17 protein-coding genes are annotated in these 14,627 nt (G+C 69.2%); 7 read left to right on the top strand and 10 right to left on the bottom strand.

Annotation, left to right across the window (positions count from 1 at the left end; all coding sequences use genetic code 11):
• Window positions 1-118: 118 nt before the first annotated feature.
• Entirely contained in the window at window positions 119-562 is a 444-nt protein-coding gene (locus ACIRG5_RS21785; protein ID WP_402907179.1) for a hypothetical protein, read from the top strand.
• On the opposite strand, the gene ACIRG5_RS21780 is transcribed toward ACIRG5_RS21785, so the two are convergent.
• The 9 genes from ACIRG5_RS21780 to ACIRG5_RS21740 all read right to left on the bottom strand — a co-directional run bounded on the left by ACIRG5_RS21780 (window position 543) and on the right by ACIRG5_RS21740 (window position 8,819).
• The gene (locus ACIRG5_RS21780) at window positions 543-1,646 is read right to left on the bottom strand and encodes a hypothetical protein (RefSeq protein WP_402907177.1); all 1,104 of its coding nucleotides are present in this window, start codon (window positions 1,644-1,646) and stop codon (window positions 543-545) included. The two genes, ACIRG5_RS21785 and ACIRG5_RS21780, sit on opposite strands and share 20 nt — an antisense overlap.
• Window positions 1,647-1,657: 11 nt before the next feature.
• Window positions 1,658-2,491: an alpha/beta fold hydrolase gene (locus ACIRG5_RS21775; protein ID WP_402907175.1), complete on the bottom strand. Its 834-nt coding sequence runs from the start codon at window positions 2,489-2,491 to the stop codon at window positions 1,658-1,660.
• 63 nt (window positions 2,492-2,554) lie between these two features.
• Window positions 2,555-3,343, bottom strand: coding sequence for an SDR family NAD(P)-dependent oxidoreductase (locus ACIRG5_RS21770; protein ID WP_402907173.1), 789 nt, complete (start codon window positions 3,341-3,343; stop codon window positions 2,555-2,557).
• Window positions 3,344-3,354: 11 nt separating this feature from the next.
• Window positions 3,355-4,680, bottom strand: a complete 1,326-nt coding sequence (locus ACIRG5_RS21765; RefSeq protein ID WP_330275832.1) for a M20/M25/M40 family metallo-hydrolase — start codon at window positions 4,678-4,680, stop codon at window positions 3,355-3,357.
• 37 nt (window positions 4,681-4,717) lie between these two features.
• Window positions 4,718-5,608 carry a glutaminase gene (locus ACIRG5_RS21760; protein WP_402907171.1) on the bottom strand — a complete coding sequence of 297 codons (891 nt, stop codon included), beginning with the start codon at window positions 5,606-5,608 and terminating at the stop codon, window positions 4,718-4,720.
• A 26-nt stretch (window positions 5,609-5,634) separates the two neighbouring features.
• Window positions 5,635-6,228, bottom strand: a complete 594-nt coding sequence (locus ACIRG5_RS21755; protein WP_402907169.1) for a DUF6801 domain-containing protein — start codon at window positions 6,226-6,228, stop codon at window positions 5,635-5,637.
• A 143-nt stretch (window positions 6,229-6,371) separates the two neighbouring features.
• Entirely contained in the window at window positions 6,372-7,529 is a 1,158-nt protein-coding gene (locus ACIRG5_RS21750) for a PucR family transcriptional regulator (protein WP_402907167.1), read from the bottom strand.
• Between the two features lie 58 nt (window positions 7,530-7,587).
• Window positions 7,588-8,256, bottom strand: a complete 669-nt coding sequence (locus tag ACIRG5_RS21745; RefSeq protein ID WP_402907165.1) for a GAP family protein — start codon at window positions 8,254-8,256, stop codon at window positions 7,588-7,590.
• Window positions 8,253-8,819 carry a TetR/AcrR family transcriptional regulator gene (locus ACIRG5_RS21740; protein WP_402907163.1) on the bottom strand — a complete coding sequence of 189 codons (567 nt, stop codon included), beginning with the start codon at window positions 8,817-8,819 and terminating at the stop codon, window positions 8,253-8,255. Before ACIRG5_RS21740 ends, ACIRG5_RS21745 begins: the two co-directional genes overlap by 4 nt.
• Window positions 8,820-8,898: 79 nt before the next feature.
• Here ACIRG5_RS21740 and ACIRG5_RS21735 point away from each other — a divergent pair, with 79 nt between their 5' ends.
• The 6 genes from ACIRG5_RS21735 to ACIRG5_RS21710 all read left to right on the top strand — a co-directional run bounded on the left by ACIRG5_RS21735 (window position 8,899) and on the right by ACIRG5_RS21710 (window position 13,595).
• Window positions 8,899-9,303 carry a hypothetical protein gene (locus ACIRG5_RS21735; RefSeq protein ID WP_402907162.1) on the top strand — a complete coding sequence of 135 codons (405 nt, stop codon included), beginning with the start codon at window positions 8,899-8,901 and terminating at the stop codon, window positions 9,301-9,303.
• A gap of 18 nt (window positions 9,304-9,321) precedes the next feature.
• The gene (locus ACIRG5_RS21730) at window positions 9,322-10,197 is read left to right on the top strand and encodes a LysR family transcriptional regulator (protein WP_402907160.1); all 876 of its coding nucleotides are present in this window, start codon (window positions 9,322-9,324) and stop codon (window positions 10,195-10,197) included.
• Window positions 10,198-10,265: 68 nt separating this feature from the next.
• Window positions 10,266-11,150 carry an ABC transporter ATP-binding protein gene (locus ACIRG5_RS21725; RefSeq protein WP_402907158.1) on the top strand — a complete coding sequence of 295 codons (885 nt, stop codon included), beginning with the start codon at window positions 10,266-10,268 and terminating at the stop codon, window positions 11,148-11,150.
• Window positions 11,147-11,854: an ABC transporter permease gene (locus ACIRG5_RS21720; protein WP_402907156.1), complete on the top strand. Its 708-nt coding sequence runs from the start codon at window positions 11,147-11,149 to the stop codon at window positions 11,852-11,854. The genes ACIRG5_RS21725 and ACIRG5_RS21720 overlap by 4 nt, the downstream gene beginning before the upstream one ends.
• Window positions 11,836-12,993, top strand: a complete 1,158-nt coding sequence (locus tag ACIRG5_RS21715; RefSeq protein ID WP_402907155.1) for a sensor histidine kinase — start codon at window positions 11,836-11,838, stop codon at window positions 12,991-12,993. The genes ACIRG5_RS21720 and ACIRG5_RS21715 overlap by 19 nt, the downstream gene beginning before the upstream one ends.
• Window positions 12,990-13,595, top strand: coding sequence for a response regulator (locus ACIRG5_RS21710; RefSeq protein WP_402907153.1), 606 nt, complete (start codon window positions 12,990-12,992; stop codon window positions 13,593-13,595). The genes ACIRG5_RS21715 and ACIRG5_RS21710 overlap by 4 nt, the downstream gene beginning before the upstream one ends.
• On the opposite strand, the gene ACIRG5_RS21705 is transcribed toward ACIRG5_RS21710, so the two are convergent.
• Complete coding sequence (locus ACIRG5_RS21705) at window positions 13,592-14,518, bottom strand: squalene cyclase (RefSeq protein WP_402907151.1); 927 nt, start codon at window positions 14,516-14,518, stop codon at window positions 13,592-13,594. The genes ACIRG5_RS21710 and ACIRG5_RS21705 overlap by 4 nt on opposite strands.
• Between the last annotated feature and the right edge of the window lie 109 nt (window positions 14,519-14,627).

Genomic DNA, 14,627 nt, shown 5'->3' with positions numbered 1-14,627 from the left:
TGCCTCACAACAATGCTCGCGCAACCGTGGTGACCCACTGCGGGAAAGTGAGACTTCAGTCAACACTGAAGCAATAAAATACACCGAACTGGTTGTAGATGTGATCAGATTCTGGGTCATGGAGCTCGTGCCGCACGAAGTCGGGGTCGCTCACAGCGCACTGCCGCACGACGAAACGTCCGCCCGTGCCCTGCTCGCGCAAGCCGCGGCGCAGGGCCTGCACACAGTGGTCGTCACCGCCGAGGAAGGTGACGAACGCGCCCTCGCCGTCCTGCGCGAACTCCGCGCGGAATGGCACACCGAGGACGGCCGGGTCACCGCCCGGCTCGACTCGGACGCCGAGGGCCAGCTGGCGCATCTCTGGGGACTGACGGCGGAGGGGCGGGCCGCGTGGCTCGCCGCGTTCCCCCGCCACGACGACCCGAACTGGTGGATGCACCGCCTGCTGGTGCTCAACCACCACCCGGAATGGGCGCCGCTGAAGGACTGGCTGATCGACGAGCACGTCCGGCTCTTCGGCCGTCCGCCGGGAAGGCGCAGGTCTAGCGCGGCAGGCCGCTGAAGTCCGGTTGGTGGAACCGCAGGATCGGGGGGATCGGGTCCTCCTTCGGGGTGTCCCGATCCGGCTGGACCGCGGCGAACGTCAGCACCGGCACCCTCGGCACGCCCACCGCGATCACGTCCCCGTGCGTCCCGGCGATCCACATGACGCCCGTGTCGGCGATGTTCGCCACCACGTTCAGGTCCGGGATCACGAACTGGACCAGCGCGAGTCCGCCTGGCATCTGTGCGAGGCCGGCGACGTTCTGGTTGGGCTTCCACGGGAACAGCGTGATCGCCACGGGCGTCCACTGCGCCGAGTTCTCGACGGCCTTCACCGCGTCGCGGTACCAGCGGCTGATCTCGATCGCCGTCGGGACGCCCAGCAGCCCCAGCGCCGTCATGAGTCCGCCGACGACCAGTCCGGCCGGCGCGAGCGGGAACAGGCTGAGCAGGACCAGCACTCCCCCGAGTCCCGCGGGCACCGCCGACCACAGCCACGACCGAACGCCCCACCGCATGCCCTTGTAGGCCTTCATGGTGGACGCGTCGTCGAGCGGCCTGCCCAGCGGTCGTTCGACGCGCTCCCGTGCCGGGTGGGTATCGGCCTTCTTGCCGGCCCTGGCGTTCTCCATCTTGGCGAACCCTGCCGCCCTGACGACCGCCTTGCCGGACGCGTCGGGGCCGCAGACGAAGACCTCCTGCCGTTCCAGCACCATGTCCGGCAGGTCCTGGAACCAGCCCTGCAGCACCGTGCCGTCCCCGAGCAGCAGGCGGTCGTGCACGTCGTCGTGCTGCTTCTCCGCGACCGTGGCCGGGACCCGCCGCCACGGCTGCTCCAACAGGCCGCGCCGCAGTGCCCTGGTCTCCGACCGGTACATCAGCGGGCCCAGCCCGAACAGGAACGTGACCAGGAACAGCACCACCATCGCGCCGACGTTGCCCGGTGTCGTGGCCAGGAACAGGCAGCCCACGCCGAAGGCACCCGTCACGACGGCGATGCCGCCCAGCGTCGCGGCGCCCCAGCGCAGGTCCTGCAGGATCAGGCCGGTGGACCAGTCGTCCAACGCCCGCACGTCGGTGCGAGGTTCGAGGTACTGCAGCACCGGCCCCCCAGCTATGCCTTCGCGGCCACCTCGCGGATCAGGTTCGCGAGCTCCGCCGGTCGTTCCAGCGGAAGCATATGTCCGGCGTCGGCCAGCACGACCGACGTTCCCCCGAACTTCACGGCGTCCGACTCGGGCACCAGGCGGTCCTCGTCGCCCACGACGGCGACCACGGCCTTCTCCTTCGCCACCATGAGCCCGGCCTCGCGGTCGTAGCGGTCCACGGCGGGCCGGAACAACGCGACGGTCTCCGGCCAGTGCGCCCACACCATGTCCGCGGTCAGGTCCACGTCCTCGGCCGCCGGCTGGTCGCCGAACAGCCACCACCGCAGCCCGGCGGTCTTGGTCGGCTCGATCTTCTCCCGCACCGCGCGCACGATGGGCCCGAACGCCCGTTCCAGCTCCCGCACGAGCTTGCCGACGGCCTTGGGCCACGCGAGCGTCGTCTCGGACATGCCACTCGCCGCCGTGGACACGAACACGTTGCCCAGCACCCGCTGCCGGAACAGCCGCGGCCTGCGTTCGGCCATCGCGAGCGCCGCCATGCCGCCCATCGAGTGCCCGGCGATCACGACGTGACCCTGCGGCACGGCGCGTTCGATCAGTTCGCCCAGGTCCTCCCCGAGCTGGTCGATCGTGGCTGTCTCCTTGGACGCGCCGCCGGACTTGCCGTGGCCGCGGTGGTCGTAGGCGATGACCTGGTAGTCCTGGCTCAGCAGCTCCACCACCTTGTGCCAGCTGCGGTGGTCGAGCGCGTAGCCGTGCGCGAGCACGACCGTCACGGGTGCCTCGGGATCCCCCGCGCGCATCACGTTGAGCTCGGTCCCGTCCTCCAGCCGCACCATGCGCTGTCCTTTCGCCGTGTCGTCTGTTCGTCCTAACGAGACAACCCGGTTCCAGGACACGCCCTAAATGCGGCCGAGCACCACTTCGGGCGGCATCTTCCCGCCACCGACGCCCGGCACGCCGCGGAAGTCGTAGGCCGTCACCTTCCCGCCGGGCTGGATGATCCAGGCCTGTCCCGGCTCCCCTTGTGCCAGCACGGTCTGCAGTGCCTCGGCGACGTCGGACGGCGTCAGCAGCGGGAACGCGACGGAGTTGAACTCCTCCTTCGCCGCGCCCAGCAGCAGCGTGTCGACGAACCCGGGGCACAGCGCGGAGACCGTGATGTCGTCCCCGGCCAACGCTTTGCCCGCCGCCCGCGCGTACCCGACGACCGCGTGCTTGGTCAGCGTGTACAGCGGATCGGCGGGCATCGCCGTCAGCCCGGCCAGCGACGCGGTGATCACGATCTTCCCGCCGCCCTGCCGCCGCAGCGCCGGGACGGCGGCGCAGAGCCCGTACACGACGTGGTCGACGTTGACGCCGACCAGCTTGCGGTAGCGGGCGACGTCCAGCGCGTCGTCCACTCCGGTCTGCCCGCCCCCGATCCCGGCATTGAGGAGCACGACGTCGAGGCGGCCGAACTCCTTCTCGACCTGCTCCACGACCGCGGGCATGGTCGCGGGATCGGCGACGTCACCGGCGATGGCGATGCCGCCCACCGCGGACGCGACCCGGTGCGCGCCGGCGGCGTCGAGGTCGAGCACCGCCACCCGCGCGCCGAGCTTCGCGAGCCGGTGCACGGCGGCGGAGCCGATGCCTCGCGCTCCTCCGGTGACCAGCGCGACCTGACCGGTCAAGTCCACAGTGGACACGACACCACTCCTCAGCTGTTGCGCAGGAATCGGTCGAGAACCCGGACGCCGAACTTCAGGGCGTCCACCGGCACGCGCTCGTCCACGCCGTGGAAGAGCCCGGAGAAGTCGAGGTCGGCGGGCAGCTTCAGCGGCGAGAACCCGAAGTTGCGGATGCCGAGGGTCTGGAACGACTTGGCGTCGGTGCCGCCGGAAAGCATGTACGGCAGCACGCGGGCGCCGGGGTCCTCGGCGAGGAGCGACGCCGTCATCGCGTCCACCAGGGCGCCGTCGAACGTCGTCTCCACCGGAGGCAGGCCGACCCACTCGCGTTCCACGTCCGGGCCGAGCAGTTCGGCGAGCTCGCGGTCGAACGCCTCCTCGCGGCCCGGCAGGATCCGGCAGTCCACAGTGGCCTCGGCGGTCGACGGGATGACGTTCGCCTTGTACCCGGCGGAGAGCATGGTCGGGTTCGCGGTGTCGCGCAGCGTCGCGCCGATCATCCGCGACAACGCGCCGAGCTTGCCGATCGAGCCCTCGATGTCGTCGTCGGGGAACTCGAGGCCGGTGATCTCGGTGACGCCGTCGAGGAACTCGCGCACGGACGGCCGGATGATCAGCGGCCACTGGTGCTGGTCGAGCTTGGTGACGGCGGCGGCGAGCTTCGCGACCGCGTTGTCGCGGTGGATCATGCTGCCGTGCCCGGCGGTGCCCTTGACCCGCAACTTGAGCCAGCGGATGCCCTTCTCGGCCGTCTCGACGAGATACGCGCGGACGTCGTCCTTGAGCGTGATCGAGAAGCCGCCGACCTCGCTGATCGCCTCGGTGACGCCCTCGAACAGCTCGGGCCGGTTCTCCACCAGCCACTTCGCGCCGAACAGGCCGCCTGCCTCCTCGTCGGCGAGGAACGCGAACACGATGTCGCGCGGTGGCACGATGTCGTTGCGCTTGAAGTGCCGGGCCAGGGCCAGCGTCATGCCGACCATGTCCTTCATGTCGACGGCGCCGCGGCCCCACACGTACCCGTCCTGCACGGCCCCGGAGAACGGGTGCACCGACCACTCGGAGGCGTCGGCCGGCACGACGTCGAGGTGGCCGTGGACCAGAAGCGCGCCACGGCTGGGATCCGCGCCCTGCAGGCGCGCGACGACGTTGCCGCGGCCTTTGGCCCCGGACTCCACGTAGGTCGTCTCGTAGCCGACCTCGGACAGCTTCTCGGCCACCCACTCGGCGGCCTTGCGCTCCCCCACGACCGTCGCGGGATCACCCGTGTTCGTGGTGTCGATCCTGATCAGCTCACTGACGAGGGTGACGACCTCGTCCTCCGCCAGTGCCAGTGCGTTCCCCGTTGTGCTCACCCCGTCTTCCTACCACCCGTTTCCTCCTGGCCATCAGTCAGAACACCGACCAGCCCGTGGACGTGGTGAATCGGTCCAAGGCGTCCACGCCCGCGAGGGAGTTGCCCCGCGCGTCCAATCCTGGGCTCCAGACGCAGATCGCGCATTTCCCGGGGACCACGGCGATGATCCCGCCGCCGACGCCGCTCTTGCCGGGCAGGCCGACGCGGTAGGCGAACTGGCCGGCGGCGTCGTAGGTGCCGCACGTGAGCATGACGGCGTTGACGCGTTTCGCGCCGCTGACGCCGAGGAGCCGGGTGCCGTCGTTGCGGACGCCGTGGCGGGCGAGGAAGAGGGTGGCGCGGGCAAGATCAGCGCAGCTCATCGCGATCGAGCACTGCCGCACGTACTCCTGCACCACCACGTCGACGGGGTTGCGCATGTTGCCGTAGGAGGCCATGAAGTGCGCGAGCGCGCGATTGCGGTCGCTGTGGTCCATCTCCGACTTGGCGACCTCGGGGTCGACACCGATCTGCGCGTTTCCGCTCTCCTGGCGCAGGAACGCGAGCAGCCGGTCGGCGGCGCCGAGGCCGAGGTGGTCGGTGACGACGACGGCGCCCGCGTTGATGAACGGGTTGCGCGGGATGCCCTGCTCGGTCTCCAGCTGGACCAGCGAGTTGAACGGCGACCCGGACGGCTCGCGGCCGACTCGGGTCCACACGTCGTCGTTCTCGGCGAGGGCCAGAGCGAGCATGAACGCCTTCGAGATGCTCTGGATCGAGAACGGCCGGTCGTAGTCCCCCGCGCCGAAGACCTCGCCGTCCAGTGTGGCGACGGCGAGGCCGAAGGCGTGCGGGTCGATCCTGGCCAGTGCCGGGATGTAGTCGGCGACGGCGCCACCTGGCGTGACCTCTGACGCGATCCGGTCCACCAGTTGCTGGAGCTCCATGCCGTCATCCCATCACGGGATGAGCGTTACGCCACCGGGAACTCGTGGAACTTGGTGGCCTGGCCCGCCTTGACCGTGCAAGGCGAGTTGACGGTGCCGATCCACGTCGGGTCGCCGTTGGCGTACCGCGGCGTCAGCGCGAGCGTCGCGTTGCCCAGTGAGATCGTCGCCGTGCCCGCGTTGGCGAGCGTCAGCGCCGGCAGCGTGCCGGTGGCGACGACCTGGAACGTGCCCGAGGACGGCACCGCGGTGTTCGGGATGGTCGACGTCGCCGTCAGGTTCTGCACGGCAGTCCCGTTGGTCACCGTGACGCTGGTGCTCAGCGTGCCGTCGACGGAGCGGCCGCCGATCCACCACAGCGTGTTGCGGATGTCGTCCGACACGGTGGTGGTCACCGTGGTCGAGGCCGCCGCGGTCGGCACGCCGACGGTGGCGGAGTCCGGTGCGTCCGGCGAGGTGACCACGGTCGGCATGTCGTGCGTGCCGGTGATCGAGAACTCGCACACGTAGGTGATGTTCAGCGAGGCGGTCGCGGCGGAACTGGTGCCGGCCGTCGTCACGCTCAGCGCTCCGGCAACCAGAACGACGGCGGCGGCGCGCGCGAAAAGTCCGGTCTTCATCTGCAGGGACCTCCTGAGTACGTCATTGAACTGCAGAAAGGCGGTGTTGCTTTACTCGTCAGTAAAGTAGCCAGCTTTGATTCGGCAAAGCAAGCGAAAATCGTCTTTTGTCATCCGAGTACGAAATGACTTCCCGTTGTTTGTCAGTCGCGCAGCAACAAATAGTGCGCGCGCAGGGCCAGTTCGAGCGTGAACCTCTCCTCGGCGTCGTGCATTCGGTCGCCGAACAGTTCGTCCAATTGGTTCACGCGGTACCGAACGGTCTGCGGATGCACCTTCAGCCGCGCGGCGACCTCGGGCGCGCCACCCCGCGCCGACAGCCACACCAGCAGCGTCTCGGCGAGCTTGGTGCGTTGCAGGTCGGTGAGCGGGGCCAGTGGTGCCAGCGCCCGTTCCGCAAGCTGCCTGGCCAGGAACTCGTCCGCGAGCACGGTCAGTTCGACGATGTGGTCGGCGCAGTCCAGCACCGGCCTGTCGGGCAGCACCTTCTCCCGGGAGAGGGCGAGCACCCGGCGTGCGCAGGCCAGTGACCTGCGCGTCTCCTGCGGCGCCACCGGCAGGCCGACCGCCGCCCGCCACCCCGGCAGTGCTCCGCGCAGCCAGCGCGGCACCGCGGCCGGGTTCGGCACCAGCAGGTACGGCGTGGCGTCCTCGAAGTTGACCAGGACGTCGGCCGGCAGGTCGTCCGCGGGCGCGGCGGACGGCTCCAACGCGACGGCCACGAGCCGGTCGGGCATGGGCCAGGACGCCGCCCTCGCCGCGTCGAGCACGGCCTGCCAGTTGGTCGTGGGATCGCCGACGAGCAGCTCCATCAGCTTGCGCCGCTTGCGTTCCAGCGTGCCCGCCGCACTCGCCTGCGCGGCGGCGTACCCCTCGACCGACAGGCTGACCAGCTCGTCGACGTGGGCGATCATCGCCTCGCCCAGCACCGACATGAGGCGCAGCGACAGCTCCCGCCGCTCGGCGAACCCGCAGATGTGCCGCCACGCCACCCGCGCGCCGATCCGGTAGGCGGCCTGGAGGCTGTCGAGGCTGCGGCCGGACTTGAACTCCCACGCGCCGAGCTTGCGGTGGATGTCGTCGTGCGGATCGGGCTCGGAATCCGGCGAGGCGATGCGGTCGACGAACTTCACCAGCGCCTGCCGGATTCCGTCGACCACGTTCTCCCGGAACCTGCTGTATTCCGGAATGGATTTCTCGATCGCCTCGAAAATGCCCACCGCGACGGGCGCCACTTCCATTCGGAGCAACGGTGCCAGTTCGCGCGGGACCGATCTTCTCGGATCGGCCGGCCCAGTCATCCTGGCGAGTGTAGGAGGAAAACGAAACCGGGTCGTTCAGCCAACTGGACCAAATGGTTCACATGAGGAACAGCCGGGCGACGGCATCGCGCGCGACGAGGAACCCGGCGATGCCGAGAATCCAGCCCGTGGCGCTCGCCCCTTTCGCGGCGAACCAGTCGCTGATCCTCGTGAGGAACGGCTCGATCCTCGCCCGCAGTGCGAGCCGCCCGGCGAGCAGCAGGAGCGCCGGCACGATCATGACCAGGCAGTACCCGGCGAGCAGCAGCCCGATCTGGGCCGGCCGCAGGTCGGCGGCGCTCATCATCCCGATCGCGCCCAGGTACGGCAGCATCGTCGCGAGCTCGACCACGCCCGCCAGCACCGCGACACCGGCGAGCGCCATCGCGGACCCGTTGGCGTCGAGGCGGTTCCGCCACTTCCCGGTGTTCGGCTTCTTCTTGCTGTCGAAGCGGAAGCTGATCGCGAACAGGAACACGCCGATCACCAGTTGGATCCAGGGAGCCACCTCGTTGTCGAGGTGGCCTGCCAGCCGCGAGGCGCCGAGCACGATCACGATGCCGACGGCGAAGTAGAAGACGGTGATCGTGCCGAGGTAGACGCCGAACCTGCTCAGCTTCAGGCGTCCCGGCGTGAGCATCAGCCAGATCGGGATGAACAGCGTCCCGATGCTCGTCGAGTCGAGCAGCGCCAGTCCCGCCAACGCCGCCACCAGTCCCAGTGTCACACACTCCCCCACAGTCGTTCGAGGTGGCGCGCGATCACCTGCCGCGCCACCTCCTCCGTCATCACATCCGGTTCGAGCGCCCGTTGCGCCGTCACCCCGTCGACCAGTGCCGCGAGCCCGACGGCCTCCCCGCCGTCCAGGCCCGCGCCCTCCAGCACGTGCCGGCACAGATCCCTGATCTGCTGCGCACCCTCCACGTGCCGTTGCAGCAGCACGGGATTCGCTGCCGCACGAGCGGCGAACGCCAGCCACACCCGTGCGCGTGCCGCGTCGTCCACCAGCCCGATGGCGCACAGGGCGTTGCACAGGCGGTCCTGAAGACTCCCCTCCTGGTTCAGGACCGCCCGCACGCGTGCGGTGAGCTCCTCCACGAGTTGGTCCTGCGCGAACAGCAAAAGCTCGTCCTTGCTGCGGAAGTACTTCTGCAGCAGGCCGGTGGTGGCGTTCAGCTCCCTGGCGATCCTGGGCAGGCTCGCCGCGTCCAGCCCCTCGGCGTCGACCACCCGGTAGAGGGCGGCGACCACCTGCTGACGCCGTTCGGCGGGATCCGCGTGTTTTGGCACGACCGTAAGATTACGACCTTGATCTGATCATGGCAACTCCGGGCGCAACCCCGCCGCCCGCTGCGGCGTCGAACACGTCGTGAAGCGGTGGATCTGGGCGGCAGTGGCCGCGGTTCCGGTCGGGGCAGGCGCGATCTGGTGGGCGTTGCCCGACACCACGAACGTCGCGGTGATCACCGCGGTCAACTCCGACGGCACGGTGCAGTGGGTCGAGGGCGAGATCCGGCGAGCCGAGGAGAACAACTCCATGGTTCACGAACTGCCTGGTGAAACGCACATGTCGCGGCTCGCCGACGACGTGGTCATCCGTACACCGTTCGGGTGCGGAGAGCCGCGCGGCCTCTCGCTGACGTGGACCGGGATGGGCGCGACCGAGTGCACGCGCGCAGAGTTCCTGGAGAAGGGTTATCCGCCCTACGCGTCCCGGCTGACGTTCAACGGCGACGGCGAGATCACCGAGATTCAGGGGCGATACCACCCGTAGTCCGTATACATCTGGTTCATGGACCTGACTGCGGTTCCACTGGTGGCGTTGCGGGTGTTCCAGGAGGTGGCCGAGCGGGGCTCGCTGAGCGCCGCGGCCGCCGCGCTGGGCTACACGCAGTCGGCGGTGACCCGGCAGGTCGCCGCGCTGGAACGGGTCGTGCGCGCGCCGTTGCTCGACCGGCAGCGCGACGGCATGCAGCTGACCGACACCGGGCACGTGCTGCTGCGGCACGCGGGGCTGGTTCTCGCGCAGCTCGACGCGGCCGGCCGTGAGCTGTCCGGGCTGCCGGCCACCGCGGGCACGGTCCGGCTCGGGTGGTTCACCAGCGCGGGCGGCACGCTGGTCCCGTCCGCGCTGGCGTCCTTGCGGCGCAGCCATCCGGCGTTGACGGTGACCACGCGCGACGGCACCACGGCGTCGTTGGTTCGCGCCCTGCGAGCCCGCACGGTCGACGTCGCGGTACTCGCGTCCGAGCCGCCGTACCCGCCGCTGGACGACGAGACACCGGCGCTGCGGACCAAGGTGCTGGACGAACGCGAGTTGCTGCTGGCCGTGCCGTCGACGCATCCGCTGGCGCACAAGGACTTCATCGACGTGGCCGACCTGCGCGGCTGGGCGTGGATCGCGGGCCCGCCCGGTTTCGGCGTCTGGCCGGGGCTGGACGAACGGGTGACCGTCGCCCATGTCGCGCGGGACTGGCTGGCGAAGCTTCAGCTCGTGGCGTCCGGTGCGGGCATCACGACGTTGCCTGAGCCGTTGGCCACGTTGGTCCCGCACGGTGTACAGGTCGTACGGGTGCGCTCTTTGGAGCGTCAGCGCATCGTCGTCGCTTGGCTGAACCTGTCCGAACCGGCGTCCGTGGTGGTGGACGCGCTCGTTCTACGTGCATGACATCTGTCATGGGGAACTGATGTGGGACGGCACTGCCGGTTGCCCGTGTTTCCCGAGATCGTTGGTTCATGACAGCGATCGAGGTGCGGGGGCTGAGTCGCCGGTACAGCGGAGGGTTCGAGGCTGTGCGGGGCGTGTCCTTTGACGTGGAGCGGGGCGAGATGTTCGCTCTGCTCGGCACGAACGGCGCGGGAAAGACCTCGACCGTGGAGGTCGTGGAAGGGCTTTCACGTCCGGCGGAGGGGTCCGTACGTGTGCTCGGCCACGACCCGTTCAGCGAGCGCACCGCCGTGCGGCCGCGGATGGGCGTGATGCTGCAGGAAGGCGGTTTCCCGCCCGACCTCACGGTGACCGAGGCCGCGAAGATGTGGGCGGGGACCCTGACGTCGCCGCGGCCGGTGGACGAGGCGTTGTCACTCGTCGACCTGGCGCATCGGGCGTCGGTGCGGGTGAAGCAGCTGTCCGGCGGGGAACGGCGGCGGCTGGACCTGGCGCTCGCGTTGCTGGGCAAGCCGGAGGTGTTGTTCCTCGACGAGCCGACCACCGGACTCGACCCGGAGAGCCGGCGCAACACGTGGGAGCTGATTCGTTCGCTTTTGCGTGAGGGCGTGACCGTGCTGCTGACCACGCATTACCTGGAGGAGGCGCAGGCGTTGGCCGATCGGCTGGCGATCATGCACCGCGGCCGGATCGTGGCGCAGGGAACGGTGTCCGAGGTCGTGAACGCGTACCCGTCCCGCATCTCGTTCGTGCCGCCGGCCGGTGTCCCGCTGCCTGTCGTGGCCGACGTGGAGTCGTCGGGCCGGGTGACCGTGCGGACGAACGAACTGCAGTCGACCCTGCACGAGCTCCTGGCGTGGGCTCACCAGAACAACGTGGAACTGTCCGGTCTGGACGCCCGGTCGGCGTCGCTCGAAGAGGCGTTCCTGGCGATCGCGGAGGAGGCGGCATGAGGGCCGTGGCTGTGGGACAGGCCGAGCTGAAGTTGTTCTGGCGCAACCGGACCGCGCTGTTCAACTCCCTGCTGCTGCCGTTGTTGCTGGTTCCGGTGCTGATCTCGGTGGACGCGGACGGCGTGCCGCTGGTCGTCGGGTTGGTCGGGTTCGCGCTGCTGATGGCGGTGTACTACAACCTCGTCACCACGTTCGTCGCCCGGCGCGAGGAACTCGTCCTGAAGCGCCTGCGCGTCGGCGAGCTCACGGATCCGGAGATCCTGCTCGGCGCGTCCCTGCCGTCCGTCGTGGTGGCGTTCGGGCAGATGGTGCTGTTCACGGTGATCGCCGGCGTGATCACGGGGGTGCCGCTGCCGTCGCGGCCGTGGTTCATAGTGCTCGGCGTGGCCGGTGGCATCGCGGCCTTCGTGCTGCTCGCTGCGGTGTCCTCGGCGTTCACCCGGACCGTCGAGATGGCGCAGGTTACGTCGCTGCCGATCCTGATGGCGTGTCTGTTCGGCTCCGGCCTGATGTTCCCGCTCTCCGCGCTGCCCGACGGCGTCGCGGCGGTGCTCAAGTACCTGCCGCTGACGCCGGTGCTCGAACTGCTGCGCGCCGGCTGGGCGGACGGACCCGTGCTCAAGCCGGTGATCGTTCTGGCGGTGTGGATCGGCCTGGGGACCTACGCTGTGCAGCGGTGGTTCAGGTGGGATCCCCGGAGGTGAACTTGCTCGGCTGGTGGCGGTCCCGTGGCAGCGCAGCACGGTTCGACCTCTTCGTGCGCTACACGTTCTACCTGAGCTACGTGTTCCTGCCGCCGTTGCTGATCATCAACTTCGCCCAGGAGGTCGGCACCGCCGCACTCGTCGTGCTCCTCGCGACGTTGGTGATCTACGTGGTGCTGAGCTGCCGGCTGGTCCACGTCGGCATCGAGCACCACCTCGGCAGGGGGCCCTTCCCCCGCCGCCTGCTCACGGCGTACCTGATCACCACCTGCGCGGTGCTGGCCACCGGTGAGCTCACCTTCCCAAATCCGTTGCCCGGCAAGCCCGACAGCCCCGGCGACGGCATCTCGGTGATCTTCCTCGTCCTCGCGATCACGACGCTGTCCGCCGTGCTCCGCCCGCGTTACGTCGCGCTGGCGGCCGCGGCGGGCGGCGTCTGGATGTACCTCACCGCGCCACCCGGCCACGCCCTGTTCATCACGCTGATGCTGCAGTTCCTGGTGGTCGCGTTCCGCTCGACCCTCTGGATGCTCGCCGTCGTCTGGGAACTGGACCGTTCCCGCGAGGTCCGCGCCAACCTCGCCGTGGCCGAAGAACGCCTCCGCTTCGCCCGCGACCTGCACGACGTCGTGGGCCGCAACCTCTCCGTCGTGGCCCTGAAAGCCGACCTGGCAGCCCAACTGGCCCGCCGCGACCGTTCCTCGGCGGCCATCGACGAGATGCTGGAAGTCCGCCGCATAGCCCACGACTCGCTGGACGAACTCCGCGCCGTCGTCAGCGGCTACCGCACCGCCGATCTCTCCGTGGAACTGGCCGGCGCCCGTTCCCTCCTCGCGTCCGCCGGCATCGACTGCCGGGTGATCGGCGAGGTCGACGTCTCCGGCGAACCGGCCGGCGCCCTGGGCTGGGCCGTCCGCGAAGGCGTCACCAACGTCCTGCGCCACAGCGAGGCCCACACGTGCACGATCACGTTGCGCGGCAAGGTGCTCACCATGTCCAACGACGGAGCCTCCCTGACGACGTTCCGCTTCGGCAGCGGCCTCACCGGCCTCCACGAACGCGTGGCGGCCCTCGGCGGCACCGTGACAGCGGCCCCGGAAGCCCCCAACCGCTTCGTCCTCACCGTGGAGCTCCCGTGATCCGCATCCTCCTGGCCGACGACGAACACCTGATCCGCGGCGCCATGGCCGCTCTTCTGTCGTTGGAGGACGACCTGGAAGTGGTCGCCCAGGCCGCCACCGGCGCCGAAGCCCTGGCCACCGCCCGAGTGGTCCGCCCAGACGTGGCCGTGATCGACCTGCAGATGCCAGACCTCGACGGCGTCTCCGTAGCTCAGTCCCTGGCCCTAGAACTCCCCGCGTGCTCCACGATGATCGTCACCAGCCACGGCCGCCCAGGCCACCTCAAACGCGCACTGGCCGCAGGCGTAAGGGGCTTCCTCCCGAAAACCGTCTCCTCGGACGTCCTGGCCACAGTGGTCAGAACCGTCCACACAGGAGGCCGCTACGTGGACCCGTCCCTGGCCGCCGAGGCAATCAGCGCCGGCGACAGCCCGCTGACCCCACGAGAAGCAGACGTCCTGGAGCTGGCCCTCGAAGGCGCCCCGATCGAAGAAATAGCCCGCCGTGCCTCCCTGTCCCCAGGCACGGTCCGCAACTACCTCTCCTCAGCCGTGGGCAAAACCGCAGCCTCGAACCGCCACGAGGCAGCCCGCTTCGCCAGGGCAAAAGGCTGGATCTAACTCTCCCACCACTCCAACACCCTGAGCGCGTAAAACGTGAGCCACTTCGACGACTCCCCTTCGTCAACATCAACCTCGAACCACACCCGCCCAGGATGCCGCCCACCCTGCAACCAGGTCCCGTCCGCCTGCCGCGCCAGCCTGATCATCTCGACCGCCTCAGCCATCCGAGGATCCTTCCGCCCGGCCTCCCGGAAGTAGTCCATGGCATTCAGCACGCTGTACCCCCACCGAAACGGCGACCTGAACCGCCCGACCCACTCCCCCACAACCTCCTGAGTGGACAACCGCCGACAAAGCCGCCGAGCAAGCAAATACTCCTCACCCCGCACCCGAGCCGCTCGGGTCTCCGCCGTCCCTCCAGTAGCCACCTCGTAGGCCAGCAGCCCTTTCAACGAGTTGAGCGTCGAGTGAAACGAAGACCGCGTGGACCCCTCAACCCACTCGCAGTTCCACCCACCGTCCTCAAGCTGATGCTCCACAAACCAGTCGGCGATCCCCCGAACATCAACCCCAAGCCACACCCCGTTGGCCAAGGTCCACGAGTTGATGCAGCAGTCGACCTCCCCACCCCAATAGGGCAACCCCTCGTACTCCCACCGACACCCATCCGCAAGCAGCTCAGCGGTCCCCTCAAGCACCCCAGCGTCAACCCCCCACTCCCGCAACGAGGTCAACGACCAGGTAGTAGCCGTCCACGGCTGCCCCTCCTCCTTCCCGTCAAACCCAGCGGGAAAGAAGGCCCCACCAGCCCACATGCCATCGCTCCCCTGCGCGGCAAGCAACCGAGCCCCAAACCCCTCAACCCCCACAAGCGCCCGCGTGGCAGACCAAACCTCCTCAGGCGCCCCTACAAGATCCCGCTGAACCTGCCACCGCAACGCAGGGTCAGAGTCAAGCAACCACCCAGTAACCTCACCCACACCCCGACCCTAACCCCACCCACCGACACCACCACCGATCAAGCCCAGACCAGCACAAACACACCCATCAAGCCCCGATTTTGGCGTGCACCGACGATCATGTAACCTA

Source organism: Lentzea sp. NPDC102401 (assembly GCF_044765805.1).
Taxonomy (GTDB): Bacteria; Actinomycetota; Actinomycetes; order Mycobacteriales; family Pseudonocardiaceae; genus Lentzea; species Lentzea sokolovensis.
The sequence above is the reverse complement of the archived record's forward strand: the minus strand, read 5'-3'. Positions and strand labels throughout refer to the sequence as shown.

Excerpts from the sequence above, each read along its gene's own strand:
- ACIRG5_RS21785 (WP_402907179.1), top strand. The coding sequence starts at position 119 with ATGGAGCTCGTGCCGCACGAAGTCGGGGTCGCTCACAGCGCACTGCCG.
- ACIRG5_RS21775 (WP_402907175.1), bottom strand. The coding sequence starts at position 2,491 with ATGGTGCGGCTGGAGGACGGGACCGAGCTCAACGTGATGCGCGCGGGG.
- ACIRG5_RS21760 (WP_402907171.1), bottom strand. The coding sequence starts at position 5,608 with ATGGAGCTCCAGCAACTGGTGGACCGGATCGCGTCAGAGGTCACGCCA.
- ACIRG5_RS21755 (WP_402907169.1), bottom strand. The coding sequence starts at position 6,228 with ATGAAGACCGGACTTTTCGCGCGCGCCGCCGCCGTCGTTCTGGTTGCC.
- ACIRG5_RS21750 (WP_402907167.1), bottom strand. The coding sequence starts at position 7,529 with ATGACTGGGCCGGCCGATCCGAGAAGATCGGTCCCGCGCGAACTGGCA.
- ACIRG5_RS21730 (WP_402907160.1), top strand. The coding sequence starts at position 9,322 with ATGGACCTGACTGCGGTTCCACTGGTGGCGTTGCGGGTGTTCCAGGAG.
- ACIRG5_RS21725 (WP_402907158.1), top strand. The coding sequence starts at position 10,266 with ATGACAGCGATCGAGGTGCGGGGGCTGAGTCGCCGGTACAGCGGAGGG.
- ACIRG5_RS21720 (WP_402907156.1), top strand. The coding sequence starts at position 11,147 with ATGAGGGCCGTGGCTGTGGGACAGGCCGAGCTGAAGTTGTTCTGGCGC.